The 23892-nt window shown below is 72.6% G+C and carries 26 protein-coding genes and 1 pseudogene; 13 read left to right on the top strand and 14 right to left on the bottom strand.

Translation table 11 applies throughout. From position 1 onward, the window contains the following. Window positions 1-5: 5 nt before the first annotated feature. The gene (locus tag CP970_RS32960) at window positions 6-1271 is read left to right on the top strand and encodes an MFS transporter (RefSeq protein WP_055554297.1); all 1266 of its coding nucleotides are present in this window, start codon (window positions 6-8) and stop codon (window positions 1269-1271) included. Between the two features lie 10 nt (window positions 1272-1281). Here CP970_RS32960 and CP970_RS32955 read toward each other — a convergent pair whose 3' ends face one another. Further along, window positions 1282-1647: a cupin domain-containing protein gene (locus CP970_RS32955; RefSeq protein WP_055554299.1), complete on the bottom strand. Its 366-nt coding sequence runs from the start codon at window positions 1645-1647 to the stop codon at window positions 1282-1284. A gap of 128 nt (window positions 1648-1775) precedes the next feature. On the opposite strand from CP970_RS32955, the gene CP970_RS32950 reads away from it, so the two are divergent. Beyond that, complete coding sequence (locus tag CP970_RS32950) at window positions 1776-2681, top strand: pseudouridine-5'-phosphate glycosidase (protein ID WP_055554301.1); 906 nt, start codon at window positions 1776-1778, stop codon at window positions 2679-2681. Continuing rightward, window positions 2678-3595, top strand: coding sequence for a carbohydrate kinase family protein (locus tag CP970_RS32945; RefSeq protein WP_224058859.1), 918 nt, complete (start codon window positions 2678-2680; stop codon window positions 3593-3595). Before CP970_RS32950 ends, CP970_RS32945 begins: the two co-directional genes overlap by 4 nt. 155 nt (window positions 3596-3750) lie before the next feature. On the opposite strand, the gene CP970_RS32940 is transcribed toward CP970_RS32945, so the two are convergent. Then, the gene (locus CP970_RS32940) at window positions 3751-4545 is read right to left on the bottom strand and encodes a methyltransferase domain-containing protein (RefSeq protein WP_055554303.1); all 795 of its coding nucleotides are present in this window, start codon (window positions 4543-4545) and stop codon (window positions 3751-3753) included. Between the two features lie 157 nt (window positions 4546-4702). Here CP970_RS32940 and CP970_RS32935 point away from each other — a divergent pair, with 157 nt between their 5' ends. Then, complete coding sequence (locus CP970_RS32935; protein WP_055554305.1) at window positions 4703-5848, top strand: magnesium and cobalt transport protein CorA; 1146 nt, start codon at window positions 4703-4705, stop codon at window positions 5846-5848. Window positions 5849-5851: 3 nt separating this feature from the next. Here the strand turns inward: CP970_RS32935 and CP970_RS32930 are convergent, their stop codons facing one another. Beyond that, on the bottom strand, window positions 5852-6271 hold the full coding sequence (locus CP970_RS32930; RefSeq protein ID WP_055554307.1) for a CBS domain-containing protein: 420 nt from the start codon (window positions 6269-6271) through the stop codon (window positions 5852-5854). Between the two features lie 195 nt (window positions 6272-6466). Next, window positions 6467-7114, bottom strand: a complete 648-nt coding sequence (locus CP970_RS32925; RefSeq protein WP_055554309.1) for a nucleoside/nucleotide kinase family protein — start codon at window positions 7112-7114, stop codon at window positions 6467-6469. Between the two features lie 43 nt (window positions 7115-7157). Between CP970_RS32925 and CP970_RS32920 the strand changes: the two genes are divergently transcribed. Both CP970_RS32920 and CP970_RS32915 read left to right on the top strand, forming a co-directional pair. Continuing rightward, complete coding sequence (locus CP970_RS32920; protein WP_079043919.1) at window positions 7158-7949, top strand: DUF2293 domain-containing protein; 792 nt, start codon at window positions 7158-7160, stop codon at window positions 7947-7949. 119 nt (window positions 7950-8068) lie between these two features. Beyond that, a complete protein-coding gene (locus CP970_RS32915) occupies window positions 8069-8548 on the top strand; it encodes an anthrone oxygenase family protein (protein ID WP_055554311.1) in 480 nt (159 codons plus the stop codon). 43 nt (window positions 8549-8591) lie between these two features. On the opposite strand, the gene CP970_RS32910 is transcribed toward CP970_RS32915, so the two are convergent. Both CP970_RS32910 and CP970_RS32905 read right to left on the bottom strand, forming a co-directional pair. Then, window positions 8592-8807 (bottom strand): DUF397 domain-containing protein, encoded by a 216-nt coding sequence (locus CP970_RS32910; protein WP_055554313.1) that lies wholly within the window; start codon window positions 8805-8807, stop codon window positions 8592-8594. Window positions 8808-8901: 94 nt separating this feature from the next. After that, window positions 8902-9762: a helix-turn-helix domain-containing protein gene (locus tag CP970_RS32905; RefSeq protein ID WP_055554316.1), complete on the bottom strand. Its 861-nt coding sequence runs from the start codon at window positions 9760-9762 to the stop codon at window positions 8902-8904. Window positions 9763-9919: 157 nt separating this feature from the next. On the opposite strand from CP970_RS32905, the gene CP970_RS32900 reads away from it, so the two are divergent. Together CP970_RS32900 and CP970_RS32895 are read left to right on the top strand one after the other, a co-directional pair. Then, on the top strand, window positions 9920-10411 hold the full coding sequence (locus CP970_RS32900) for an ATP-binding protein (RefSeq protein ID WP_055554350.1): 492 nt from the start codon (window positions 9920-9922) through the stop codon (window positions 10409-10411). An 86-nt stretch (window positions 10412-10497) separates the two neighbouring features. Further along, window positions 10498-10917: a hypothetical protein gene (locus CP970_RS32895; protein WP_398656189.1), complete on the top strand. Its 420-nt coding sequence runs from the start codon at window positions 10498-10500 to the stop codon at window positions 10915-10917. A gap of 116 nt (window positions 10918-11033) precedes the next feature. Here the strand turns inward: CP970_RS32895 and CP970_RS32890 are convergent, their stop codons facing one another. Genes CP970_RS32890 through CP970_RS32880 form a run of 3 tightly spaced genes read right to left on the bottom strand, consistent with a single transcriptional unit; the run spans window position 11034 to window position 14265 of the window. Then, window positions 11034-12236 carry an acetoin dehydrogenase dihydrolipoyllysine-residue acetyltransferase subunit gene (locus CP970_RS32890; protein WP_055554320.1) on the bottom strand — a complete coding sequence of 401 codons (1203 nt, stop codon included), beginning with the start codon at window positions 12234-12236 and terminating at the stop codon, window positions 11034-11036. Next, window positions 12224-13237, bottom strand: coding sequence for an alpha-ketoacid dehydrogenase subunit beta (locus CP970_RS32885; RefSeq protein WP_055554322.1), 1014 nt, complete (start codon window positions 13235-13237; stop codon window positions 12224-12226). Before CP970_RS32885 ends, CP970_RS32890 begins: the two co-directional genes overlap by 13 nt. Before the next feature lie 17 nt (window positions 13238-13254). Continuing rightward, entirely contained in the window at window positions 13255-14265 is a 1011-nt protein-coding gene (locus CP970_RS32880) for a thiamine pyrophosphate-dependent dehydrogenase E1 component subunit alpha (RefSeq protein ID WP_055554324.1), read from the bottom strand. Between the two features lie 243 nt (window positions 14266-14508). Between CP970_RS32880 and CP970_RS45155 the strand changes: the two are divergent. Further along, window positions 14509-15039 (top strand): annotated as a pseudogene (locus tag CP970_RS45155) (ABC transporter ATP-binding protein); the annotation flags it as partial. A 357-nt stretch (window positions 15040-15396) separates the two neighbouring features. On the opposite strand, the gene CP970_RS45150 reads toward CP970_RS45155, so the two are convergent. The 3 genes from CP970_RS45150 to CP970_RS32855 form a co-directional block, all read right to left on the bottom strand. Then, window positions 15397-15588, bottom strand: a complete 192-nt coding sequence (locus CP970_RS45150) for a hypothetical protein (RefSeq protein ID WP_079043924.1) — start codon at window positions 15586-15588, stop codon at window positions 15397-15399. 219 nt (window positions 15589-15807) lie between these two features. Continuing rightward, window positions 15808-16491, bottom strand: coding sequence for a DUF899 domain-containing protein (locus CP970_RS32860; protein WP_055554328.1), 684 nt, complete (start codon window positions 16489-16491; stop codon window positions 15808-15810). Between the two features lie 187 nt (window positions 16492-16678). Beyond that, complete coding sequence (locus CP970_RS32855) at window positions 16679-18088, bottom strand: amidohydrolase (protein WP_055554330.1); 1410 nt, start codon at window positions 18086-18088, stop codon at window positions 16679-16681. A 107-nt stretch (window positions 18089-18195) separates the two neighbouring features. Here CP970_RS32855 and CP970_RS32850 point away from each other — a divergent pair, with 107 nt between their 5' ends. Further along, a complete protein-coding gene (locus CP970_RS32850; RefSeq protein WP_055554332.1) occupies window positions 18196-19152 on the top strand; it encodes an endonuclease/exonuclease/phosphatase family protein in 957 nt (318 codons plus the stop codon). A 64-nt stretch (window positions 19153-19216) separates the two neighbouring features. Here the strand turns inward: CP970_RS32850 and CP970_RS32845 are convergent, their stop codons facing one another. Further along, on the bottom strand, window positions 19217-20251 hold the full coding sequence (locus CP970_RS32845; protein ID WP_055554334.1) for a phosphatidylinositol-specific phospholipase C domain-containing protein: 1035 nt from the start codon (window positions 20249-20251) through the stop codon (window positions 19217-19219). Between the two features lie 187 nt (window positions 20252-20438). Between CP970_RS32845 and CP970_RS32840 the strand changes: the two genes are divergently transcribed. The 3 genes from CP970_RS32840 (at window position 20439) to CP970_RS32830 (ending at window position 23019) form a co-directional block, all read left to right on the top strand. After that, window positions 20439-21011: a 2'-5' RNA ligase family protein gene (locus tag CP970_RS32840; protein ID WP_055554336.1), complete on the top strand. Its 573-nt coding sequence runs from the start codon at window positions 20439-20441 to the stop codon at window positions 21009-21011. 204 nt (window positions 21012-21215) lie between these two features. Further along, window positions 21216-21707, top strand: coding sequence for a DUF3574 domain-containing protein (locus CP970_RS32835; protein ID WP_055554338.1), 492 nt, complete (start codon window positions 21216-21218; stop codon window positions 21705-21707). A 106-nt stretch (window positions 21708-21813) separates the two neighbouring features. Beyond that, the gene (locus CP970_RS32830; RefSeq protein ID WP_150494340.1) at window positions 21814-23019 is read left to right on the top strand and encodes a hypothetical protein; all 1206 of its coding nucleotides are present in this window, start codon (window positions 21814-21816) and stop codon (window positions 23017-23019) included. A gap of 9 nt (window positions 23020-23028) precedes the next feature. On the opposite strand, the gene CP970_RS32825 is transcribed toward CP970_RS32830, so the two are convergent. After that, window positions 23029-23847 (bottom strand): nucleotidyltransferase domain-containing protein, encoded by an 819-nt coding sequence (locus CP970_RS32825; RefSeq protein WP_055554342.1) that lies wholly within the window; start codon window positions 23845-23847, stop codon window positions 23029-23031. Between the last annotated feature and the right edge of the window lie 45 nt (window positions 23848-23892).

Here is a 23892-nt window from a genome sequence, read left to right as displayed (position 1 = left end):
CGTCGGTGACTTCGACCCTCGACGCCCCCGGCATACCCGCGCCGGAGGCGCTCCCCGCCCTGCGCCGCCGTACGAACGCGGTGCTGATCGCCAGCCAGATCCTGGGCGGGCTCGGGGTGCCGATCGGCATCGCGCTCGCCCCGGTCCTCGCGACCGAGGTGAGCGGGACGGAGGCGCTGTCCGGGCTCGCGCCGACGGCGTCCGTCACCGGCACGGCCCTGCTCTCGCTGCCGCTGGCCGCGCTGATGACGTCACGGGGACGCAGGCCCGGCCTCGTCCTCGCGTATCTGGTCGGCGCGCTGGGGGCGGGGCTCGTCGTGCTGGCCTCGGTCGTGGCGAGCTTCCCCCTGCTGCTGCTCGGCATGGCGGCCTTCGGGGCGGGCTCGTCCGCCAATCTGCAGGCCAGGTTCGCCGCGGCCGACCTCGCCGAGCCCGACCGGCGCGGCCGCGCCATCTCGCACGTCATCTGGGCCACCACCATCGGCTCGGTGCTCGGCCCGAACATCGCCGCGCCGACCAGCCGCGCCTTCTCCGGCACGGCCATCCCCGAGAAGGCGGGCCCCTTCCTCTTCGCCGCCGGGATCTTCGCGGTCGCCGCGCTCGTGGTGGCGGTGCTGCTCCGCCCCGACCCGCTGCTCACCGCCCGCGCCCTGGCCCCGGACGAGGACCACTCCGCGGGGAGCCGCTCGCTGAAGGCCGGTGTCGCCGCGGTGGCCGGGTCGCCGATGGCCCGGCTCGCGCTGGTGACGGTGACCGTGTCGCACACGGTGATGGTCTCGATCATGGTGATGACCCCGGTGGACCTGGGCCACCACGGGGCGAGTCTGCAACTGGTCGGCCTTGTCATCAGCGGGCACATCGCGGGCATGTACGCGTTCTCGCCGGTCCTCGGCTGGCTCTCCGACCGGTTCGGCAGGCTCGCCGTGATCGGCCTCGCGGTCGGGCTGCTGAGCTGCGCCGCGCTGCTCGCGGGCACCGCGGGGCCCAGCCACGGCCAGACCGCCGCCGGGCTCTTCGTCCTCGGCCTCGGCTGGTCCGCGGGCCTGGTGGCCGGATCGGCGCTGCTCACCGACTCGGTGGAGGGGCCCGCGAGGGCTGCCGTGCAGGGTCTGTCCGACCTGACCATGAACGCCTCGGCGGGCATCGGCGGCGGGCTCGCGGGACTGATCGTCGCGCGGGCCAGTTACGGCTGGCTCAACCTCGTCGGCGCCTGCGTACTGCTGCCGATGGCCGGACTCGCCGTACGCAGAGCGGTCAGGCCCGCGAGCTGACGTCAGGCAGTCACGGCAGCGTGATGTGGTACGCCTTGCGCAGCGTCTCGTGGACCGTCCAGGTCGTGCGGTCGCCCTCGCGGAGCACCGCCGCGTCGCCCGGACCGATCTCCAGCGTGGCGCCGCCCTCGACCTCGACGGTGGCGCGGCCGCTGACGACCACGAAGAGCTCGTTGGCCTCGGTGTCGGTGACCACGCCGGGGGTGATCTGCCAGATGCCGCGCAGCTGCTTGCCGTCGGCCGACTCCCACAGCACCTTGCCGGTCACCACGGGGTCGCCGGAGACGATCTGCTCCGGGTCCAGGGGCTCGGCCTCCAGGTCGACATCCGGAATGTGCACGGCGAAAGACGCGACAGCTTGATCATTCGTGGTCATGGCCGGTCACCCTAGCCGGGCCCTTCGCCCGAATCCCTGCCGGGTCCGGACGTCCGGTCAACGGGGTTTGACGGGCCGCGCCGACCGCCAGGGATGAGAGGGAGACCCGACAGGCAGGAGGCAGGCCCGTGCTGGTGGTGTCCGACGAGGTGCAGACGGCGGTCGCGGAGCGGCAGCCCGTGGTGGCCCTGGAGTCCACGATCATCGCGCACGGCCTGCCGCGGCCGCGCAACCTCCAGGTGGCGAAGGAACTCGAAGCGGTCGTACGCGAGGAGGGCGCCGTCCCCGCGACGATCGCCGTCCTCGACGGGCGCCCCCATGTCGGCCTGGACAAGGAGCAGTTGGAGCGGGTCGCGAACGAGGACGGCATCCGCAAGCTGGGCCACCGCGACCTGCCGCTCGCCGTCGCCACGGGCGCGAGCGGGGCGACGACGGTGTCGGCCACGGCGCTGCTCGCCGCCCGCGCGGGACTGCGGGTGTTCGCCACGGGCGGGCTCGGCGGGGTGCACCGGGAGTGGACCGTCACCCAGGACGAGTCGGCCGACCTGGGGCTGCTCGCCCGTACCCGGATCACGGTGGTGTGCGCGGGCGTGAAGTCGATCCTGGACGTACCGGCGACGCTGGAGCGCCTGGAGACCCTCGGCGTCGCGGTCGCGGGGTACGGGACCGACCGCTTCCCCGGCTTCTACCTCGCCGACTCCGGGCACCCGGTGGACTGGACGCTGCGCGCGCCCGGTGAGATCGCGGAGGTGATGCGCGCCCAGGACGCGCTCGACGGGCCCGACGCGGCGCTGATCGTGGCGAATCCGGTGCCACGGGACGAGCAGCTCGATCCCGTGCTCCACGCGCGCGTGCTCGCCGAGGCACTGGCGGCGTGCGAGGAGCGGGGCATCACGGGGCAGGCCATCACCCCGTTCCTGCTCGACGAGTTGGTGCGGCGCACCGAAGGGGCGTCCCTGGAGGCCAACCTCGCCGCGGTGCGCGGCAACGTACGGCTCGGGGCGCGGATCGCGACGGCCTGGGCCGGGCGGTGACGGCGCGGCCCTGCGGCCTGCTGGTGGTCGGGGACGTCGTCACGGACGTCGTCGCGCTGCACCGGACGCCGCTCGCGCCGGGGACCGACACGGCGGCGGCCATCCGTACGGTGCCGGGCGGCGCGGGGGCCAATGTGGCCTGCTGGGCGGCGTACGGGGGCTGTCCGGACGTACGTCTGCTGGGGCGGGTCGGCGCGGACTCCGCGGCGTGGCACGAGGCGGCGCTCACGCGCGCGGGGGTGCGACCACGGCTCGTCATAGATCCGCGGGAGCCGACCGGCACGGTGATCTGCCTGGTGGACGCGGGCGCGGCGGCGGAGCGGACGTTCCTCTCGGACAACGGTGCCTCGTTGCGGATCTCCCCCGCCGACTGGTCGCCCTCGCTCCTCGACGGCGTCGCCCGGCTGCATCTGTCCGGCTACCTGTTCTTCGCGGCGGCGAGCCGTGCGGCGGCCGCCGAGGCGCTGGCGTCGGCACGCGCGCGTGGGGTGCCGGTGAGCGTGGATCCCGCGTCGGCGGGGTTCCTGGCGCGTCTCGGCGTGGCGCGGTTCCTCGCGGCGGTGGAGGGAGTGGAGACGCTGGTGCCCAGCCGGGCGGAGGCGCAGCTGTTGACCGGACTGCCCGATCCGGCGGCCGCGGCGTGCATGCTGAGCCGCCGTTTCCCCTCGGTGGTGGTCAAGTTGGGCACGGACGGGGCGCTGGTGGCGTGGGGCGGCGAGGTGCGCGGCCGGATCCCCGCGGTGCCCGCGCGGGCCCGGGACTCCACGGGGGCGGGCGACGCGTTCACCGGCGCGCTCCTCGCCGCCCTGCTCGGCGGCGCGGGCCTCGTCGACGCGGCGGCGCAGGGGTGCGGGGCGGGAGCGCGGGCGGTGGAACGGACGGGAGGCAGGCCTCCCGAGGCCGCGGAGCGCTGACCCGGGCCGGTGCGCGCGCGGCGGAGCGCTCCGGCCACGCCCCGCCCGAGCCGACTCAGCGATCCACGGGAACGCCCTCTCCATCTGCGGGTGCGTCGTGGCTGGTCGGTCGCGCAGTTCCCCGCGCCCCTTCAGACGCACCCGAACCGCGGTCGCTACGCCTTCCGTCCCCACGTGGAGACCATCGGCGGCGTCGCCAGGTCGAGCGTGCCCGCCGCGACGCTCGCCAAGTGGTCGTCGATCTCCTCCGTCGTCGCGAGGCCCGCGGCGACCAGGTCCGCGCGCAGGTGCTGGAGCGTCGCGGTCTCCAGGGCGGCGCAGGCCGGGGAGGTGAGCGGGATGTGGACTTCGGACTCGACGTGGCGCAGGCCGCCCGCACGCAACAGGCGGGGCAGCACGCGGCCGTACGCGGGATCGGCGCCACGCTCGGCGAGCAGCGCGCGCACCCCGTGGCGCAGGCGGTTCGCCAACTCCTGGGCGGGGCCGTACTCGTCGGGGCAGGCAAGCGGCTGGAGCGCGTGGTCGGCCTCCTCGATCAGGAGGCGGCCGCCGGGCCGCAGCGCCCTGAGCATCGACTGCAGGGCCCGCTCCCGGTCCGCGACGTCGACCAGGACGAGCCGCGCGTGCACCAGGTCGAAGCCCTCCACGGGCGGCGGGTCGGCGGCGACATCGTGGACGCGCACTTCGAGGGGTGAGCGCGCGGCCCGCGTCTGCCAGGACGTGTCGGTGTCGGTCGCCAGGACCCTGCCGGTGGGGCCGACCCGCTTGGCGAGCCAGGAGACCACGGAGGTGCCGCCAGCCCCGACCTCCCAGCAGCGCCAGCCGGGGCCGATGCCGAGCCGTTCGATGTGCCCGAAGGTCGTGGGGTCGAAGAGGGCGGCGAAGGCGTCGAGGCGCCGCACCGTCACGGGCTGCCGGGCGTCGAGGAGAGGGCCGTCGGTTCGCGTCATGCCCTGATCATCCCAGTTGCCCGGCTTGCTCCCGGGAGGCAGAACCGGGCATTCCGGAGCGGAATACTCCGTTCCCACAGGCCCCAGCGAGGTCCTGTACCGGGCTGGCAAACTGGCACGCCACACCACCAGCGGTCACCAGCGCGAGGAGCCCCTCATGTCCATGGCAGGCAACCTTCGGAAGGTAGGAAGCCTTGGCAAAGTCTCAAGTCTGCGCAAGGTCGGCCGCCTCCGTAAGGTCGCGCGCCTGGGCCGACGCCGCTCACGCGTCGACCTGAGCCACCCGGCCCGCTCCCCGCTCGGCTCGTCGGTGGTGAACTGCGTGTCGTACCGAAAGGGCGTGCGCCAGCCCTCCGTCGACAGCCTCGTCGAGGCGGTCGAGCGGGTCCGCAAGGCCGACGACGGCTTCGTCTGGCTGGGGCTGCACGAGCCGACAGGGCAGGAGTTCGCGGGCATCGCCGACCTCTTCGACCTGCACCCGCTCGCCGTGGAGGACGCGGTGCACGCGCATCAGCGCCCGAAGGTCGAGCGGTACGACCACACGCTGTTCGCCGTGTTCAAGACCGTCTGCTACGTCGAACACACCGAACTGACCGCCACCAGCGAGGTGGTGGACACCGGCGAGATCATGGTCTTCGTCGGCCGCGACTTCGTCATCACGGTCCGGCACGGCAGGCACGGCTCGCTCGGCCCGCTGCGCGAGGAGCTTGAGGCGTCCCCCGAGCAGCTCTCCCAGGGACCTGCCGCCGTGCTGCACGCCATCGCCGACCAGGTGGTGGACGACTACCTCGCGGCGACGGACGCGGTGCAGTCGGACATCGACCAGGTGGAGACGGACGTGTTCGCCCCGGACGGCGCGCGGGCCGACCCCGGCCGCATCTACCAGCTCAAGCGCGAACTCCTCGAACTGAAGCGGGCGGTGGTGCCGCTCGGCCGCCCGCTCCAGGTGCTCGCCACCACACCGATGCGCGCCATCGCCCCGGAGATACAGGCGTACTTCCGGGACGTGGACGACCACTTGCACCGGGCCACCGAACAGATCGCCGCCTTCGACGAGTTGCTGAACTCGATCCTCCAGGCCCACCTCGCACAAGTGACGGTCGCGCAGAACGAGGACATGCGGAAGATCACCGCATGGGCGGCGGTCGTCGCGGTGCCGACGATGGCCTGCGGTCTCTACGGCATGAACTTCGACCACATGCCCGAGCTGCACTGGAAGTTCGGCTATCCGCTGGTCATGTCCGTGATCGCGGCGACCTGTCTCGCGCTGTACCGCGGCTTCCGGAGGAACGGGTGGCTATGAGCATCAGCCCTTGGCGTAGACGCTCTCGACCCAGCCCGCGAGCTGGTCATCGGTGAGGTGCGTGGCGAGGTCGGCCTCGCTGATCATGCCGACGAGCCGCTTGTTCTCGATCACCGGCAGGCGGCGGATCTGATGGCCCTGCATCTCCCGGAGGACCTCGTCCACATCGGCGCCCGAGTCGATCCAGCGCGGCGTGCCCTTGGCCATGTCACCCGCGGTGACCCGGGACGGGTCGTGCCCCATGGCCACACAGCCGACGACGATGTCGCGGTCGGTGAGGATGCCGCAGAGGCGTTCGTTCTCGTCGCTGATGGGCAGCGCGCCCACGTCGAGTTCGCGCATCAGCTGGGCCGCGCGGTCGAGCGTCTCGTGCCTGGGGATCCACTGGGCGCCCCGGTGCATGATGTCTCCGGCGGTGGTCATTGGTGCCTCCCGTTGCCGGGCGTGTTCCGGCGCGGCGCGAGGGCGCCGCTGATCCCGGCGCCCTCATTCTCGCCGTGCCCCCGGACGCACGCATCCGGAGACCGCTCGGGCCCGGCGCGGACCGGGGCAGGGCGGGCCGGGGGGGTGAGACAGGCAAGAGTGAGGCGGGATGCGGTCGCGTGGGGTGCCCGCGCGTCACGTCGCGGCCGGTGCGCCGCTCCACGCCGGATGCCGTGGATCGTCCGCCCGTACGACCACGTCGGCGCGGCCCGCGGGGTCCGCCTCCGTCTCGTACCGTTCGAAGGCAGGCAGCGTCCACCGCTCGTCCTCCGGTGTGCGGCGCCGCAGCGCGCCGGGCGAGAGCCGCACGTGCACGCTCAGGTCGAACGGGAACCAATGGCCGAGCAGCAGCGGGCCGTGCAGCAACAGCACGCCGCCGGGCGGGAGTTCGACGTACGGGCTGCGGGTCGCGCGATCGGCCGCCGGGTCCCAGAGGTCGGGCAGGACCCGCCCCGTGCCGCCCGGTTCGAGGGGGCCGAAGACCTCGCGCCACAGGGCGCCGGTGTCGAACCACCCGCTGTAGTACGCCTCCACGTCCTGATGCCCGTACTCGAAGCGCAGCGAGGCGGGCCGCAGGAAGCCCTCCGTGCCGACCACCAGCGGGGTGCGTCCGCGCAGCCGCAGCGCGTCGGCGAGGCGCGCGGCCAGTTCGCCGGTCCCGCCGGCCCGCGCCCCGTCGACGGCGACGCGCGGCCAGGGGCTCCCGTCGCCGGTCTTCAGGTCGAGCAGGCGGTCGGCGAGGGTGTCGGTCAGGCGTTCCCAGGTGATCGGTTCGAGTCGCACAGGGCCATGATGCCGTGGCCCTCGCGCGGGGAAAGAGACGGGCATGGCGAGCTCCCCGGTCTCCCCCGCCCGCCCCGGACTCCTGGCGTTCCAGCCGCTGAAGCGCAGGCGCTGCGCGGAGTGCCGCTCGGGGCCGTTGCGACTGCTGGTCCTCGAAGGCGGCGAGCCGCGCTGCCTGGACTGCGCCGACCTCGGACACCTCGTCTATCTGCCGCGCGGCGACACGGCACTCACCCGGCGGGCCCGCGAGGGCAGCGGGCTCTGGGCGGTGGTGGTCCGCTTCCACCGGCGCCGCGCCCGGTACGAGCGGCAGGGCGTCCTCGTCGAGGAGGCGGCGCTCGCGCTCGCCGAGGAGCGGTGCCTGGCGGACGCCGAGGCACGGGCGCGGCGCAGGGCGCGGGACGCGGTGCGGCGGGCCGCGCGGGACGTGCGGTTCACCGAGGCGTTCGCCGCCGAGATAGGGCGGCTCTTCCCCGGCTGCCCCGCGGACAGGGCCCGCGCGATCGCCGCGCACGCATCGGAGCGGGGCAGCGGTCGGGTGGGGCGCAGCGCGGCGGGCCGGGCGCTGTCGGAGGGCGCCGTGACCGCGGCGGTCGGCGCCGCGGTGCGGCACACGGCCACGCCCTACGACCGGTTGCTGATGAGCGGTGTGCCCCGGGGCGAGGCGCGGCGGCGGATCGCGCCCGCCGTGGAGGCGACGTTGCGCGCGTGGCGCGAGGCGCCGGGCTCGACTGGCACGCCGGGCACGCTTGGCACGTCTGGCACGCCGGGGCGAGACGCCCGCGCATGCCCGGGCGAGGGTCACGCATGGCCACCAGGGCCCGTTGGCAATTGACTTGTGGTGACGGGGCTCGCCGTGGAGGATCACTCGCGGCAGGCCCGCCCGTCCGACGTAGGTGACGCAGCCGTAGCACGCCTGCGTGACGTAACGGCCTCAGACCCACGGGAGTTGCCATGATCGACGGTCCGTACTTCGTACTCGCCGTGCTCGGCGCGCTCGCCTGTGGCCTCGCCGCCGGGGTCTTCTGCGCCTTCTCCACCTTCGTGATGAAGGGTCTCGCCGGGCTGCCGCCCGCGCAGGGCATCGCCGCGATGAACCGGATCAACGTCACCGCTGTCACTCCGGCGTTCATGGCCGTGTTCCTCGGCGCCACGGGGCTGTGCGCCGTGCTCGCCGTCGTGACGTTCGTGCTCTGGCCCGACGAGGGCACCGTCGAGCTGCTGCTCGGCTGCGCGCTGTACCTGGTCGGCTCGTTCGGGGTGACGATCGCCGCGAACATTCCCCGCAACGACGCCCTGGCCAAGGTCGATCCGGAGAGCGCGGAGGGCGCCGAATACTGGCGTACGTACGTCAGCGAGTGGACCGCGTGGAACCACGTGCGCGGTGTCGCGTCCCTCGCCGCTTCGGCGTCGTTCATCCTCGCGCTGACCTGACCTGACCTGACCCGTCCCGATCCTCAGCCGCCTGGTGGGCGGGTCACGAGAGCAGGAAGTCCGCCTCGCCCGCCTTCGCCCCCTGGATGAACGCGGTGATCTCTCCACGCGTGTAGATCAGCGCGGGACCGTCCGGGTCGGTGGACTGGCGCACCGCGACCCTGCCGTCGGCCAGCTTCATGGCCTCCAGGCAGTTGCCGCCGTTTCCGCCGCTCCACGGCTTGTGCCAGCCGTCGTTGCCGAGGTCGCGGGCGGGCATGCCGTTGTATATCCGGGACTCACTGCGCGAGTCGTCGCGGGCTCCTGGTGAACGCGGACCGGCAGGGCGCGTTCCGGCTCGATGTCGGTCCATGTCACAGCTCCTTGCGGAGGTCCCGGAGGATCTCCTTCGTGCGTTGTGCGGTGGCGGCCTGCGCCGCCATGCGGTCCATGACCTCCAGGTGGGTGGCCACCTCGGTGCGCGCGTCCAGGTAGACGGCGCCGGTCAGGTACTCGCTGTAGACCATGTCGGGCAGCTCCGACACGGCGAACCGGAACAGCACGAACGGTCCGTACGTTCCGGGGTGCGGCCCCGACGCGAACGGCGCGACCTGCAGCGTGATGTGGGGCATTTCGGTTGCTTCGAGCAGTCTGTCGATCTGCTCGCGCATCACATCGGCTCCGCCCACGGGCCTGCGCAGCGCGGTCTCGTCCATCACCACCCAGAGCCGGGGCGCGTCCTCGCGGGTGAGCAGCGACTGGCGCTCCATGCGCAGCGCCACGTACCGCTCGATGTCCGCCGGCCTGGTCTGGCCGATCGCACCGGAGCGCATCACCCCGCGCGCGTACTCCTCGGTCTGGAGCAGTCCGGGCACGAAGTGCGGCTCGTAGGACCTGATGAGGCTGGCGGCGCCCTCCAGGCTGACGTACATGCTGAACCAGCCGGGCAGGATGTCGTGGAACCGCTGCCACCAGCCGGGCTTGTTGGCCTCCTCGGCGAGCATGACGAAGGCGTCCGCCTCGTCGTCGGCGATGCCGTACGACTTCAGGAGCAGCTGGAGGTACGGGATCTTCAGCGCGACCTCGGCCGTCTCCATCCGGCGGACGGTGGCGGGGGCGACGCGGAGGATCTTCGCGGCCTCCTCGCGTTTGAGGCCCGCGCGCTCGCGCAGATCCTGCAGGCGACGACCGAGAACGACCTGTCCGACGGTCGGCGCGGACCGCGGTTCGCTCACGTCTCCTACCTCCACCTACTCCGCGTTGCTTCAACTCACACCGCACCGCGAGCTGTTGCGAGCAGTGTGCCATGCGCCGTCTCGAAGGAACACGCCACTGTGCACTTTTCAGAGTGGCTCTTGCCAAGGTGTTCCGGGCGGGGCGATAGTGGAGAGCGTGACTCCGCCCGCGCCGTTAGGAACCGAAGCCGTCGGAGGCCGTCTTGGCGATCTCGCCGAGCACCGGCCCCAGGACGCCGCCGAGGTCTGCGTCAGTTTCGCTCTCGCCCCACTTCCGGGCTCCGCCGCACAGGCCAGACGGCTGATGCGTGCGCAGCTCGACGAGTGGGCGGTGCGCGACGACGACGCCTGCGACGCGGCGGCTCTGATCGTCTCCGAACTGGTCACCAATGCCGTGGTGCACACCGCGAGCCGGCGGATCATCTGCGAGCTCTGCGCGGATCCGGAGAAACTGCGAATAGCCGTACGTGACGACGGATGCGGTTCAGGCATGCCGCGCCCGGCTCACAGGGGGGCCGACGAGGAACACGGGAGGGGACTGCTTCTCGTCGATGCGGTGAGCAGCGCTTGGGGCGTCCACGACGCGGGGCCCGGTATCGGGCTCACGGTGTGGGCGGAGTTGCCGAGAACGGCGTGCGCGCAGTGGTGACCAGAACGGCGTGCGCGGAGAACGGATGAGTCGAACGTGGCAGTGACGCGGGCGGGGGGCATGTGAGCGCGGGTACGGTGCGGCCGTTGGATCTGAACACCTTGGTCCGGCTTTCCCGGCGGCGACAGGCGACCAGAGCGTCGCCGCCGCCTCCCCAGCGGCTCGGCCTGCCCGAGGGAATGACCGACCCACTGGGCTGCGACGCGGTCTCGGTGCCCGCGTCGCTCGGCCCCGGCCTGATGTCCCGGCTGCCCCGGGTGGGGTGCGTGTACGAGGACGGCTCGCGCTGGTGGTGGATCGTGCCCGCGGACTCCGACGTCGCGATGGAGTGGCCTTCGCTCGTCGCGTACTCGGCGGGCGCGGTGGTCCGTGACGCGGGGTGCCGTCCGGTGCTGATCCATCGCCCGGACGGGGATGTCCCCTACACTCCGCCGATCCCGTTGTATCTCGCGTTGTGCGGGGCCGCGGGGGCCACGCCGGGGTGGTCCCGGGCCCTCAGCGCGTGAGCGCTCCGCTGGGTTGAGCGGATTCCACGTCCGCGGGTCCGCCTGGGCTGGGCGCGCAGTTCCCCGCGCCCCTTACGGGGCCACTCTGCGGGGCCGCGGGCAGGTCCCCGCGCTCCTTACGGGGTCGCCCTCAGTACCGAGGCCTCGATCGCCCTCACCACCTCCCCCGGTGTCTCCATGTGGGGCATGTGGCCCGTGTCCGGGATCATGCGGACGTCCGCCGTGTCTGTCAGGGACGCCGCGTTGGACGCGGGGATGATCCGGTCCTTCTCGCCCCAGAGCGCCACCACGGGGACCGCGGCCGCCGGGCCCCTCAGGAGGTCCGTCACGTCGATGGCCGGTGCGTCGTCCTCGTCGAGCAGGGTGTCGAGGAGCGTCCGCAGGGCGCGGTCCACGCCGTCCAGGCGCTTGTATTTGAGCAGGTCGTCGATCAGCTGCCTGGTCACCCTGGACTCGTCGGCGAAGAGCTTCACGAGTTGCGGCCGCAGCTCGCGCCGGTTGCCCGCCGCCGCGAAGCCCCGCAGGTAGGAGGCGTCCACGTCGGGGCCGAAACCGGCGGGGGCCACCAGGGTCAGCGAGGCCACCCGGTCCGGGGCCAGCGCGGCCGCCGCGACGCAGACCGCGCCGCCCAGGGAGTGGCCGACCAGGTGGGCCCGTCCGATGCCGAGCGCGTCGAGGAAGCCGGTGACGAGCCGGGCGAGCGCGGCCAGGCCGCCGTCCCCCACCTCCTTGCCGGACTCGCCGTGGCCCGGCAGGTCGAGGGCGTGGACGGTGTGGTGCGCGGCAAGTGGCTCCTGCACGAAGAGCCAGGAGTTCTTGTCTCCGCCGAAGCCGTGCACCAGGACGATTTCCGGCTCGCCCGACTGCTCGCCCGCTCGCTCGGTCTCCTGTTCGCCCGCCCGCTCGCCCGCGCCCGATGTCGCGTACGCGAGCGCCGTGCCCGCCACCCGTACCGTCCCGGTGACGGGGCTGTCCTCGTCCGCCGCGGGCAGGCCGGCGGCCAGGTGGTCCCGCGCCTCGGCGGCGAGCCGTTCGATCTCCGCGTCCGGGACCTCCGCGGGGGCGATCAGCGCGATCACCCGGCCGACGGGTGCGTCGCCGCCCGCCGCCGCGACGATCCGGCGCAGCACACCCGCGCCCGGGGCCTCCAGGGTTCCCGCGATCTTGTCGGTGTCGATCTCGGCGAGGTCGTCGCCCTCCTCGACCTCCTGGCCCTCGGCCGCGAGCCACTCGGTGATGCGCCCGGTCTTCATGGACAGGCCCCACTTGGGCATGGTCACGCGCGTGACCTGGTCCTCGCACACCGTCACGGCTTCCATTCGACGACGGTCTTGACCGCGGCGGCGACCCGTCCGGCGTCCGGCACATAGAGGTCTTCGAGCGCGGGGCTGAACGGCACGGGCGTATGCGGCGGGGTGACCGTCTCGATCGGTGCCTGGAGCGCGCCGAACGCCTCGCGGGCGATGAGCGCGGAGATGTCGGCGGCCATGCCGCAGCGCGGCCCCGCCTCGTCGACGACCACGAGGCGCCCGGTCCGCTCGACGCTCTCGATGAGGGTCTCCGTGTCCAGCGGGCTGGTGGTGCGCGGGTCGATGACCTCGCAGCGCACGCCGGAGTCCGCGAGGCCGTCCGCCGCCTCGCAGGCGACGGAGACCATGCGGCCGAGCGCCACGACCGTGACGTCCCGGCCCTCGCGCACGATGTCCGCCTCGCCGAAGGGGATCGTGTAGCTCTCGGCGGGCACGTCGCCCACCACGTCGTACATCGCCTTGTGCTCGCAGAAGATCACCGGGTCGTCGTCCCTGATCGCCTGGATCATCAGCCCCTTGGCCTCGTACGGAGAAGACGGCAGGACGACCTTGAGTCCCGGCACGGAGGTGAAGACGGGGTACAGCGCCTGCGAGTGCTGGGCCGCGGCGCGCAGGCCCGCCCCGTACATCGCGCGGATGACGACGGGCGTGACGGCCTTGCCGCCGAACATGTACCGGAACTTCGCCGCCTGGTTGAAGATCTGGTCGAAGCACACCCCCATGAAGTCGATGAACATCAGCTCGGCGACCGGCCGCAGGCCGCGGGTCGCGGCGCCGATCGCCGCGCCGATGAACGCGGACTCCGAGATCGGGGTGTCCAGGACCCGGCCGGGAAAGCAGGGGTGGAGCCCCTTCGTCACACCGAGTACGCCGCCCCAGGCGTCGTCGGCCCCCGGCGCGCCCGCGCCGCCCGCGTTGTCCTCGCCCATGACGATGACCGAGGGGTCGCGCTCCATCTCCTGCGCCAGTGCTTCGTTGATCGCCTCGCGGTAGCTGATGCTGCGTGCCATGCGTCGGCCAACTCCCCTCAGGTGTACGAGATGTAGACGTCCGTCTCCAGGTCGTCGCGGGTCGGCAGCGGCGCCGCCTGTGCCTCCACGACCGCCTCGTCGATCAGCGCCGCGACCTCGGAGTCGATGGCGTCGAGCTGCGCCGCGGTGAGCTCGCCGCTGCCGGTCACGGCGGTGCGGAAGCGGGTGAGGCAGTCGAGTTCGGCGCGGGCGCGGCGCACCTCGTCCGCCCGGTAGGTCTGCTGGTCGCCCTCGAAGTGGCCGTAGTAGCGGGTGAGTCGGACCTCGATCAAGGTGGGGCCGCCGCCCGAGCGGGCCCGCTCGACCGCCTCGCCCGCCGCCTCGTGCACGGCGAAGAAGTCGAAGCCGTCGACGGTCACGCCCGGCATCCCGAAGGCCGCGGCGCGGGCCGCGATGGAGCCGCCGCCGACCGACCACTCGGCCGCGGTGGCCTCCGCGTAACCGTTGTTCTCGGCGACGAAGACGGCGGGCAGGTGCCAGACCGACGCGAGGTTCAGGGACTCCAGGGTGGTGCCCTGGTTGCTGCCGCCGTCACCGAAGAAGGCGACGGCCACGCCGCCGTCCCCGCGCACCTTGGCGGCGAGCGCGGCGCCGCAGATGAGGGGCGGTCCGCCGCCGACGATGCCGTTGGCGCCGAGCATGCCCTTGGAGAGGTCGGCGATGTGCATCGAGCCGCCCTTGCCGTGGCAGGAGCCCGTCGTACGGCCGTAGATCTCGGCCATCATCGCCTTCACGTCGACGTTCTTGGCGATGCAGTGGCCATGGCCCCGGTGGGTGGATGCCAGCACGTCGCGCTCGTCGTCGAGGTGGGCGCAGACGCCGGTCGCGGATGCTTCCTCACCTGCGTAGAGGTGGACGAAGCCGGGGATGTCGCCGGTCGCGAACTCGTCGTGGAGCCGCTCCTCGAAGTCGCGGATGGTGCGCATCGTGCGGTACGCGCCGAGCAGCGCGGGGCCGTCGAGGCCGCCCCCACGGGGGACCCCGGATGTCCGGAGGGTGTCGGTCACGGAATAACTCCTTTGCCGGTACGGGTGTGGAGTCGCGTCCGTGGGTCATGCCACTGCGGACCGCGCCGACCCGGCAAGAGTTGCCCGGGGTTGCAACCGTCCGGATGGCTCATGGTGGCCCTGAGCTGTGGCGAGCGCCCCGGGCGTGCACCGGGTACGCCCTGGCGCTGTGCGCACGCGCCCTGCCCGCGCCGGACGGCCGCCGCGATAGTGGCCGTTTCCTGCGCCGAGACGGAGGTCAGATTGGCCGAATCAGAGAACGACGGAGCCGCCGCGCCGGGCACCGGGTGGGCGCGGCACGAGGACGCCGTCCCGCAGCCGGGGTTCCGGTCCGTGCCGACCCGGCTGCCCGCGCTGCTCCGCGCGGCCTTCCGGCTCGCCTGGCGGGCCGACCGGCAGGCCGTCCGCATCGTGCTCGGCGCGGAGCTGGCCCGCGGCCTCGCCCGGGCGGTCAACCTGTTCGCGGTGAACAGCGTGCTCGCCCGCCTGATGACGGACGCGCCGGTCGGGGACCGGCTGCGCGGCGCGGGCCCCGCGCTGATCACGATGGCGGGCGTCCTGTTGGCCTCGGCGCTGCTGCGCGCCGCCGCCACGTACGCGACGGACCGCCTCGAACGGGAGGTCGAACGGGTCGCCACCGAGGAGTACTTGGAGTACGCCGCGGCCGCCCGCCGCATGGTCTGCCTCGCGATCCGCGTGGTGAACGCGCTGATCTCGCTGATCGCGACCGCGAGCGTGCTGACGGTCCTGCATCCGGTGCTGTTACCGCTTCTCCAGGCGGCTGCCACGCGGCACGATGACGGACATGATGTCACTGGGGGCGTCCAGAGCGATGCGGTGCCAGCGCCCGCGCGGCGCGCCCAGGAACGACTACGTGCTGCCGCGTCGTGGGAGGAGCGGCTCCTACGCCTGACGGCAGATGCTGCTCAGCCGGGGGCAGATCCGCGTCGAGCCGCTGGCGGCGGAGGTCGGCTGGAGCCGCAAGCAACTGTGGGCACGCTTCCGGTCCCGGCCCACCGCCTCGCCGCAGTGCACAGCATCGGCGCGGTGGCATCGGAGAGCGGCTACGCCGACCAGTCCCACCTGTACCGGGACGCCATGGCCTTCGCCGGGGTGACGCCCACGGCCGTCTCACGCGACGGCGGCCATCCCCTCGACGCCCTCCGCCTCGCGCACGATCACCAGGAAGGCGTCGGTGGCGAGGTCCATCACGACCTCCGCGCGCTGCCCTTCCTGACGGCGGGCCCTGGCGAACTCCTCGGCGGGCCACGACCCGCGCGGTCCGCCCGCGGGAAACCGCTCCAACACCGTTCGTCCGTTCATCATGATCCTGCTCCCCCGTGCGATTCGGTTCGGCCGTACCGAGCTGTACCGACCTGTACCGAGCTGTACCGGTGCTCATACTGAGCGCCCATACTGAGCGCCCGTACTGATGAGAACGCGCGAGACACCCCTCAGGGCTCGCAACGTGACCGAACCGACACGGAGTTGAGGCAATACCAGGGTTCTCCCGAGGTCTTGGGACTCCGCCCGAGGGACCGCTCAGTCCTCGTACTCGTCGTGGTAGCGCACCCGCGCGCTGCCCGCCGGTGCCCCTAGCGCGGAGGCCCGCCCCTTGGGCTCCTCCCACTCCTCCTGCCGCCCGAGCGCGGTGAGGTCGAGCAGGGCGGTGGTGAAACCGATGCCGTCCAGACCGCGGGCGAACGTGCCGTACGTGTGATAGATCCGGTCGCCGTCGCGCAGGAAGCAGTTGATCCCCGGCACGTCGTGCGGCTCCTCGGGGAACGACGCCTGGAAGTCGTAGTTGAAGTCGCCGCCGTTGGTCGAGTACCAGGGCACGGTCCAGCCCATCCGAGCCTTGAAGGACAGCAGCGTGGTGAACGGCGCGCGGGACACCGCGACGAAGTTCGTGCCCCTGGCCCGCAGGTGCGCGAGGTGCCCGATCTGGTCGAGGAATCCGGAGCAGCTGCGGCAGCCGGCGTCCCACTCGGGGGCGAACATGAAGTGGTAGACGACGAGTTGGTCGCGGCCGTCGAAGAGGTCGAGCAGGGTCGCCTTCCCGTCGGCGCCGTCGAAGTAGTACTCCTTGTCGACCTCGACCATCGGCAGCCCGCGCCGCTCGGCGTTGAGCGCGTCGCGCGCGCGGGTGGCGGCCTTCTCCTTGGCGAGCAGCGCCGCGCGCGCCGCGGTCCACTCCTCACGCGTGACGATGTCCGGAAGTCCCATGGTCCGTCTCCTCCACCCTTCGGGCGCGTATGTCTGCTGAGGGGTGGACCGAGGGGGTGCGCGGAACTCATCGGTTCCGGGCGAGAATTTCCGGAAAAAGTTGAGGGATTCCTTACGTCGCAGGTCAGAGGGGGTCATCCCGGACGAAGACGCGCACGCTCAGCGGGACCCGCGCCGCATGCCTCGCTCACGCCTCGTACTCCTGGATGCGCCCGCCGTGGCTCCGGTCGACGAGCGCGGGCAGCAGCTCCGTCAACTCCCCCACGACGGAGGGCACGTCCACGGTCAGGAGCTGACGGTCGCGCATCAGGACCCGCCCTTCGACGATCGTGGTGCGCACGTCGGAGGAGCGGGCGCTGTGCACGAGGGTGGCGGCGAGGTCGTGCACGGGCTGCGTGTGCGGGCCCGTCAGGTCGACGAGGACGAGGTCGGCGCGGCGGCCCGCGGCGATGCTCCCGATCCGCTCGCCGAGCCCGACGGCCCGCGCGCTCTGCAAGGTCGCGTGGTGCAGGGCCTGGCGTGCGGTGAGCCAGGACGGGTCCCGCTCGACGTACTTCTGTACGAGTGCGGTGAGCGTCATGGACTCCCATACGTCGAGGGTGTTGTTGGACGCCGCGCCGTCGGTGGCGAGGCCCACCGGGATGCCCGCGTCGCGCAGGGCCCGCACGGGCGTGGTGTCCCAGCCGAACTTCAGATAGCCGCGCGGCGCGCAGGCCACGGCGACGCGGCCGGTGGCGCGGCGCAGCACGGGCAGGTCGCGGGCGAGGTCGAGGCCGGTGGCGTGGGCGATGAGCAGGTCGCCGTCCAGCAGTCCGGCACGCTCCAGGATCTCCAGGGGCGTACGGCCGTACCTGGCCAGGCTGTTGTCGGTCTGCGCGCGGTCCTCCGCGGCGTGGGTGTGCACCAACAGGCCGTGTTCCCGGGCGAGTTCGGCGGTCGCGGCGAGGTCGTCCGGGGTGACGGTGTAGGGGGCGTGCGGGGCGAGGCAGGTGGTGATGCGGCCGCCCGCGGCGCCCCGCCGCCGCAGCGCGAAGTCGAGCGAGGCGGCCCGCCCTTCGGGCCCCTGCGAGCTGAAGTACGCCTGGCCGAGCACGGCCCGCAGGCCGCTCTCCTCGGTGACGGCGGCCACGGTGTCCATCGCGAAGTAGTGGTCGGCGAAGGTGGTGACGCCGCCGCGGATCATCTCGGCGCAGGCGAGCCGGGTGCCCAGTTCGACCACGCGGTCGGTCAGCCGCGACTCGATGGGCCAGATCCAGTCGTTGAACCACTCGTCGGCGGGCAGGTCCTCGGCGACGCCGCGCAGGGCCGCCATCGGCGCGTGCGTATGGCAGTTGACGAGGCCGGGGAGCGCGACGGTGCCGCGCCCGTCGATGCGTTCGGCGGCGTCGAGAGCGGCCGCTTCGGCCGCCGTGGTGACGGCGACGACGGCTCCGTCGCGTACGAGGACCGCGGCGTCCTCGACGAAGGAGATCTCCTCTTCGGGGCCGTCCCCTGTGAGGTCGGGTTCGTGGACCAGGACCGTGCAGCCCGTGACGACGAGGTCGAAGGGGCCCTGGGCGACGAGTTCCGCGGGGCCTGGTGCGGGAGGCGGCGTCATCTCTTCAAGGTAGCGGGAGTGCGCATCCGGCCACTCTGTCGCGCGGGCGGATTCGCGGGCACGCTGAGCTCAGGCAGCGTGCGGCGCGGCGAGGCGAGGAGACGGCCGTGATCATCGGGACCTGGAACCTGGAGAACCTCTACCGCCCCGGCGGCCCCTTCGGCCCCAAGGACAAGACGGCGTACGAGACGAAGCTGGCCTCGCTGGCGGCGACGATCACCGCGCTGCAACCGCAGGTCCTCGGCGTCCAGGAGGTCGGCGACCCGGCCGCCCTGGAGGATCTGGCCGCCCTGCTCGAAGGCACCTGGCACATCACGCTCTCGGAGTACCCGGACGACCGGGGCATCCGGGTCGGCTTCCTCAGCAGCCTGCCGGTCTTCGTCGTCGCCGACCGGGTCGCCTTCCCCGAGCGGCTGCTCCCCGTGCAGAGCGACGACTCGGGCAGGACGGTGGCGCGGGCGGGCCGCGGGGTGCTCGCGGTGACGGTGACGACGCGGGCGTTCTTCTTCGACGCGGTGGTCTGCCACCTAAAGTCGAAGCTGATCTCCTACCCCGGCGGCCGTTTCCAGCCGCGCGACGAGGGCGAGCGCGCGCGGTACGGCGCGTACGCCCTGTACCGGCGCACGGCCGAGGCGACCGTGGTGCGCGCCCTCGCCGACGAGCTCCTCAAGGGCGACGGCCGCGACCACGACGTGGCCGTGCTCGGCGACCTCAACGACGAGGTGGCGGCCGCCACGACCCAGCTCCTGCTAGGCCCGCCGGGATCCGAGATCGGCACGCCGGGCTACGACCACCCCGACAAGGGGGACGCGGCGCGGCTGTGGGACGTGGCCCCGCTGATCCCGGCCGAGCAGCGCTTCTCCCGCATCCACGCGGGCCGCCGCGAACTCATCGACCACATCATGATGAGCCGCGGCCTGCTCGACCACGTACGCACGGCGGGCACGGGCGCGCCGGGCGCCTCGTCGGCGGCGCTGCCGTCGGTCGCGGACGGGGATCCGGCGGTGCGCAGGGACGCGGCGGGGTCGGACCACGCGCCGGTGTGGGCGCGGATCCAGCCCTGAGAGACAGTCGGCGAGTCCCGGGTCCCGGGTCCCGGGGCCCAGCCGCAGGGATCAGCCGCGGGGATCAGCCGCGGGGCAGCACCATCGACAGCACGCCGGGCAGCGGCGTCCAGTCGGCCGACACGATGCTGGCGTGCCGACCAGCGAGCAGGGCGACCCGCTCCCTGGCCTGCGCCTCGGTCGGACTCGTGCCGTCGATGGCGGGGGCCACCTTGTGGGCGTCGGTCATGACGACGAGATAGCGCCGGTCGGCGTACCACCGGGTGTCGATGGAGCCGCCCGCGTACGCGGAGGCGTCGCCGTCGAACAGCACGAACCACGGCCGGATCGTGGCATCCGCGTACCGCCCGCGCGGATCGCCCGCCGCCGCCCCGAGCACGGCGGGGAAGGCGGCGGCGTCGCCGAGCCGCCCCTTGCCCGCGAGGTCGCGCAGATGGGTGGCGTACTCGCGGTCGGTCCACAGGGTGTCGGCGGGGTTGCCCTGCTCGACGGTGCCGGGGATCAGCTCGACCACGAACTTCCCCGCGAGCTCGGCCCGTCCGGGCCAGCCCTTGTCCCGTACGGCGTCGTCGAGGGTGGCGTGCCCCGTGGCCAACTGTCCCGGCCGGTAGACGGCGTCGCCGAGTGCGCTCGTGAGCAGCGCGTCGAGTTCGGCGGGCCCGCGGCCGTTGCGTGCCTGGAACCCGTCCTTCATCTCGACCTTCAGGAGTACGGGACGGTGACCCGGGTGGGCGTCGTGCCAGCTGCGCATGTCCCGCAGGCACCCGGCGAGGCTCTGGTTGCGCGGCTTGGTGCGCAGCTCGCCCGGGCTCTGGGCGTTCTCGCAGTTGTTGTCGTTGCCCAGCGGATTGCTGTGCGACACCCGCCACCCGCTGCCGAACACATTGGTCCACACGTCGAGTTCGAGCATCCCGGCACCCGAGTCGAGAGCATCGGCGAAGTACGGGTACTTCCCCTTCTCGTACGCGTTGTGCACGCCGACGCCGGTGGTGGCGGAGTACGCGGAGTCCGCGGCGCGCGGCGCGGAGCCGTCGGGCTCGGCGACGGAGAGCGACGCACCACCGCCCAGCACGGCCCAGCCCACGAGGGCCCCCACCATCAGCCCTCCACCGACACCCTTGCGTCGCACCACCACGCCCACCGCCCCCTCGCCCCTCGTGCCTCGTGCCTCCGACCAAGTCCCCCGCAAGGTAAGGGAGCCGAGTGACGGAGGGGAAGACGGCGGCTTACGGCCAGGAGCGGGGCGCAAGGGCACCTGTGGGCAACCCGTGGGGAACCGTTGCGGCATGACACGATGGCGCGTCATGGGGACGGAAACGACGGACGACGGCTGGCCCGACCTCCCCGGCGACACGGCGCTGACGATCCGGATCCCCGAGGCGAACCCCCTGGTACGAGCGGGTTTCCCGGCCCACGTGACGGTGCTCTACCCGTTCCTCAACGAGTCGCGCATGTCCCCCTCGACGGACCGCGCCCTGACCTCGCTCTTCGCCGCGAGCACCCCCTTCACGCTCAAGTTCACGGAGTTCCGCCGCTACCCGGGCGTCCTGTACCTCCCGCCCGAGCCCGAGGCCCCCCTGCGCACCCTCACCCGCGCGCTCACCGAACGCTGGCCTGAAGCGGTCCCCTACCGTGGCGTCTTCACCCCGCCCCTGGCCCCGCACCTGACCCTCGCGAACCACGAGGGCCCGGACACGTACGAAGCGGCGTACGACGCACTGGAACAGGAACTCGCCCCGCACCTGCCACTCGTCAGCCACGTGGACACGGTCCGCCTGATCGTGACGGACGGACCCGGCACCGGGTGGCGGGACCTCAAGACGTACGGCCTGGGGACGGACCGGCACCGCGCTCTGTGACAGGCGCGCGAAGCGGGCGTGAATCCGGCGGGCGCGTATCAGGCCAAATCACCGGAAGCGGGGCGGATTCGCTGGGCGTGTCCGCTACGGTTTGCCGCCGTTATGGGTCTGCGACGCCGCACACGCGGGGCCGCCAGCCCTAACTCCCCACCTCACCACCGAACTCCACGCCCCCCGAACTCCCCACCGAAAGGGATCCGCCCCGTGGCAATCACCCTCTCCCGCATCTCCCGCACCCGCCTCGCCGTGGCCGGTGCCGTGACGGCGGTCCTCGCGGTCGGCGCGCCCGCGGCGTACGCCTCGCTGGACGACGGGACGCAGCCGTCGTCCTCGACGGCGGCCTCCACTCCCACGATCACCCGCGGCAAGCCCTTCACCGAGACCCGCCTCTTCTTCGGCACCGAACGCCCCGACGGCGGCCCCGCCGTCACCGACAAGCAGTTCATGGCCTTCATCGACAAGGAAGTGACGCCGGGCTTCCCCGACGGACTCACCATCCAGGACGGCCGCGGCCAGTGGCGCGACTCCAACGGCAAGATCGAGCGCGAGCGTTCGTACGAACTGATCCTCCTGTACCCGACGCCCGAGGCGAAGAAGCGGGACGTACAGATCGAGGAGATCCGCAGCGACTACGAGAAGGCGTTCGCGCAGGATTCGGTGGCGCGGCTCGATGACAGGACCCGGGTGGACTTCTGAGCGCGTGTGGCGAGGGTGTCGGGCTGGCGGCCGCCGGTCCGGCCCCCTCTCAACCGATGGGCGCCGGAACCTAGTTGTCCGTCATGTCCCCCGGCACCATACGTACATGAACAGCGGCGCCGGAACCACGCCTTCGCCACCACCGCCCCCGCCATCGCCGCCGGAAAGGCGGCGCAATACGGTACTCCGCCTCTACGACGCGCCCCTGTACCGGGACTGGGCGGCCTGGACAACCGCGTTCATGGTGGTGTTCACCCCCTACGCCATCGGGACGAGCGACGACCCGCGCGGCATGCCCGCATGGCTGGACACCTTGCTGGCCACGCTCACCTTCACGCTCCTCTTCGGCGTGCTCCCTGCCTGGATGCGCCTCCGGGCCAGGAGGCGGAGTCGGCATACGCGCGACAAGCCTGCCGCCGTGGATCCGCAGCGCCCCCGCTCGCCCGCGCCGGTGCGGGATCTGCCGCGCCCCACGCCGACGTCCCGGGCGCTGACGCACGCACGGCAGACGCTGCCTCACCCGGTCGCCCGCGCCATCCGCGCCCTCCAGCAGGCGGACACTCCCCGGGACCAGTACGAGGCGATGCTCGACGCCGCCGAGAGCCTCGCCCTCACCGTGTGCGTCACGGCGGCCGCGCTGCTGCACCGGCCCGGAGCGGACTCGGGGGCGGGTGTCCTGTCCGTGCTGAGGAGCGCCTGCCTCGGAGCGGGCACCACGTTCGGCACCTGGACGGTCGGGCTCGACAGGGTTCTCGCCGTCGACGTGGGGCATCCACGGCTGCCGTCGGGACTCCGCTCGGGCGTGGCCGACATGGTCGACGACCTCAAAGCCCTGAAGGCGGAACGCAATCGCACCGCCCACGGCGACAAACCGCTCAGCAGACCCGAGTCCGCCCTCCGCGTGGCGGAGTGCCGCGGCTTCTTGGAACACGCCCTCGCCGCCGCTCAGTTCCTGGAGGAATTGCCCTGGTTGTGTGTCGCGTCGTGCGACTACCGGCAGAGAACCCGGAACTTCCTGATCGTGGCACGGAACGCGACCGGCGACCATCCCGTCTTCGAACGCCAGACGTACGAATGGGACCAACCGGTGGCCAGAGACGCGTTCTACCTCCTCGCGCGGGAAGAACGAGTACCCCTCTCCCCCTTCGTCACGTACACGTTCTGTCCGCAGTGCCGGGATACGGAGACCTGCTACACCTCGCGCGTACCGAAAGGCGGGAGCGATGCCACGGTGAAGAGCTTCAGCCGGGGCCACGAAATCCCCGTACCGGACCTGGGCGACGAAATCCGGGCGTTGCCCGGTCGGCGCTGACGGCTCCGGTCAGCCCTTCGTGACCGCCGTCGCGAACAGCCGGTCCGCCGCGTCCACGGCCCGTGTCAGCGAGTCCGCGGTGACGGCCGAGCCGCTCGCGCCCAGCCCCGCGAGGATGCCGTCCACGTCGCGCAGTCCCGCCCGTTCGAGCAGGCGCTTCTCGTTCGTCACCCACTCGCCCCGCGCCGCGAGCACCGCGTGGGCGCACTGCAGGGCGGCGACGGCGACGGCACCCGCGACCTCGGTGTGCTGAGCGCGTGGCGCGTTGTTGGACCGGGCGTACTGAAGCGTGGCCCTCGCCCGTTCCAGCCATGCCTCGGAAGCGGTGCGCCGCAGCGCCTCGGGGAAGGAGGGGCGCGGCAGTTCACCGCGCAGCACTTCGTTGACGCCGAGCTCGGCGACGACCAAGTAGCTGGCGATCCCCGCCAGATGGAACATCAAAGGCTCCCAGCGGAAGCGTCCCGCGCGAGCCTCGGCCAGTTCGTGCTCGACGGCGTCGAGATCCCGGTAGTGCACGTCGACGCGGCGCCCGTCGACGGTCAGCCAGGCCCCGCCGTTGAAGACGCCACCGCCCCAGGCGCCGAGCTCGGAGACCTCCCCCGCCCAGCCGATCTCCCGAAGCTCCCCCGGATCGAAGGAGCCGCGATAGTAGACGGCCATGTCCCAGTCGCTGTCGACCGTGTGCGTACCCTGCGCGCGGGAACCGCCGAGGGCGACGGCGTGCACACCGGCGAGGGCGGCGAGCCGCTCGGCGACGTGATCGGCGAAGACCTCGTCGGGGAGGGCGGACCGGGACGGCGGAGGCGAGGGCGGCGGCGCGGAAGTCACGGGTACAGCTCAGCACTCACCGCGACGGCGGGGCCACTGGATTTC

The organism is Streptomyces kanamyceticus (assembly GCF_008704495.1).
GTDB classification, from domain to species: Bacteria; Actinomycetota; Actinomycetes; order Streptomycetales; family Streptomycetaceae; genus Streptomyces; species Streptomyces kanamyceticus.
The sequence above is the reverse complement of the archived record's forward strand: the minus strand, read 5'-3'. Positions and strand labels throughout refer to the sequence as shown.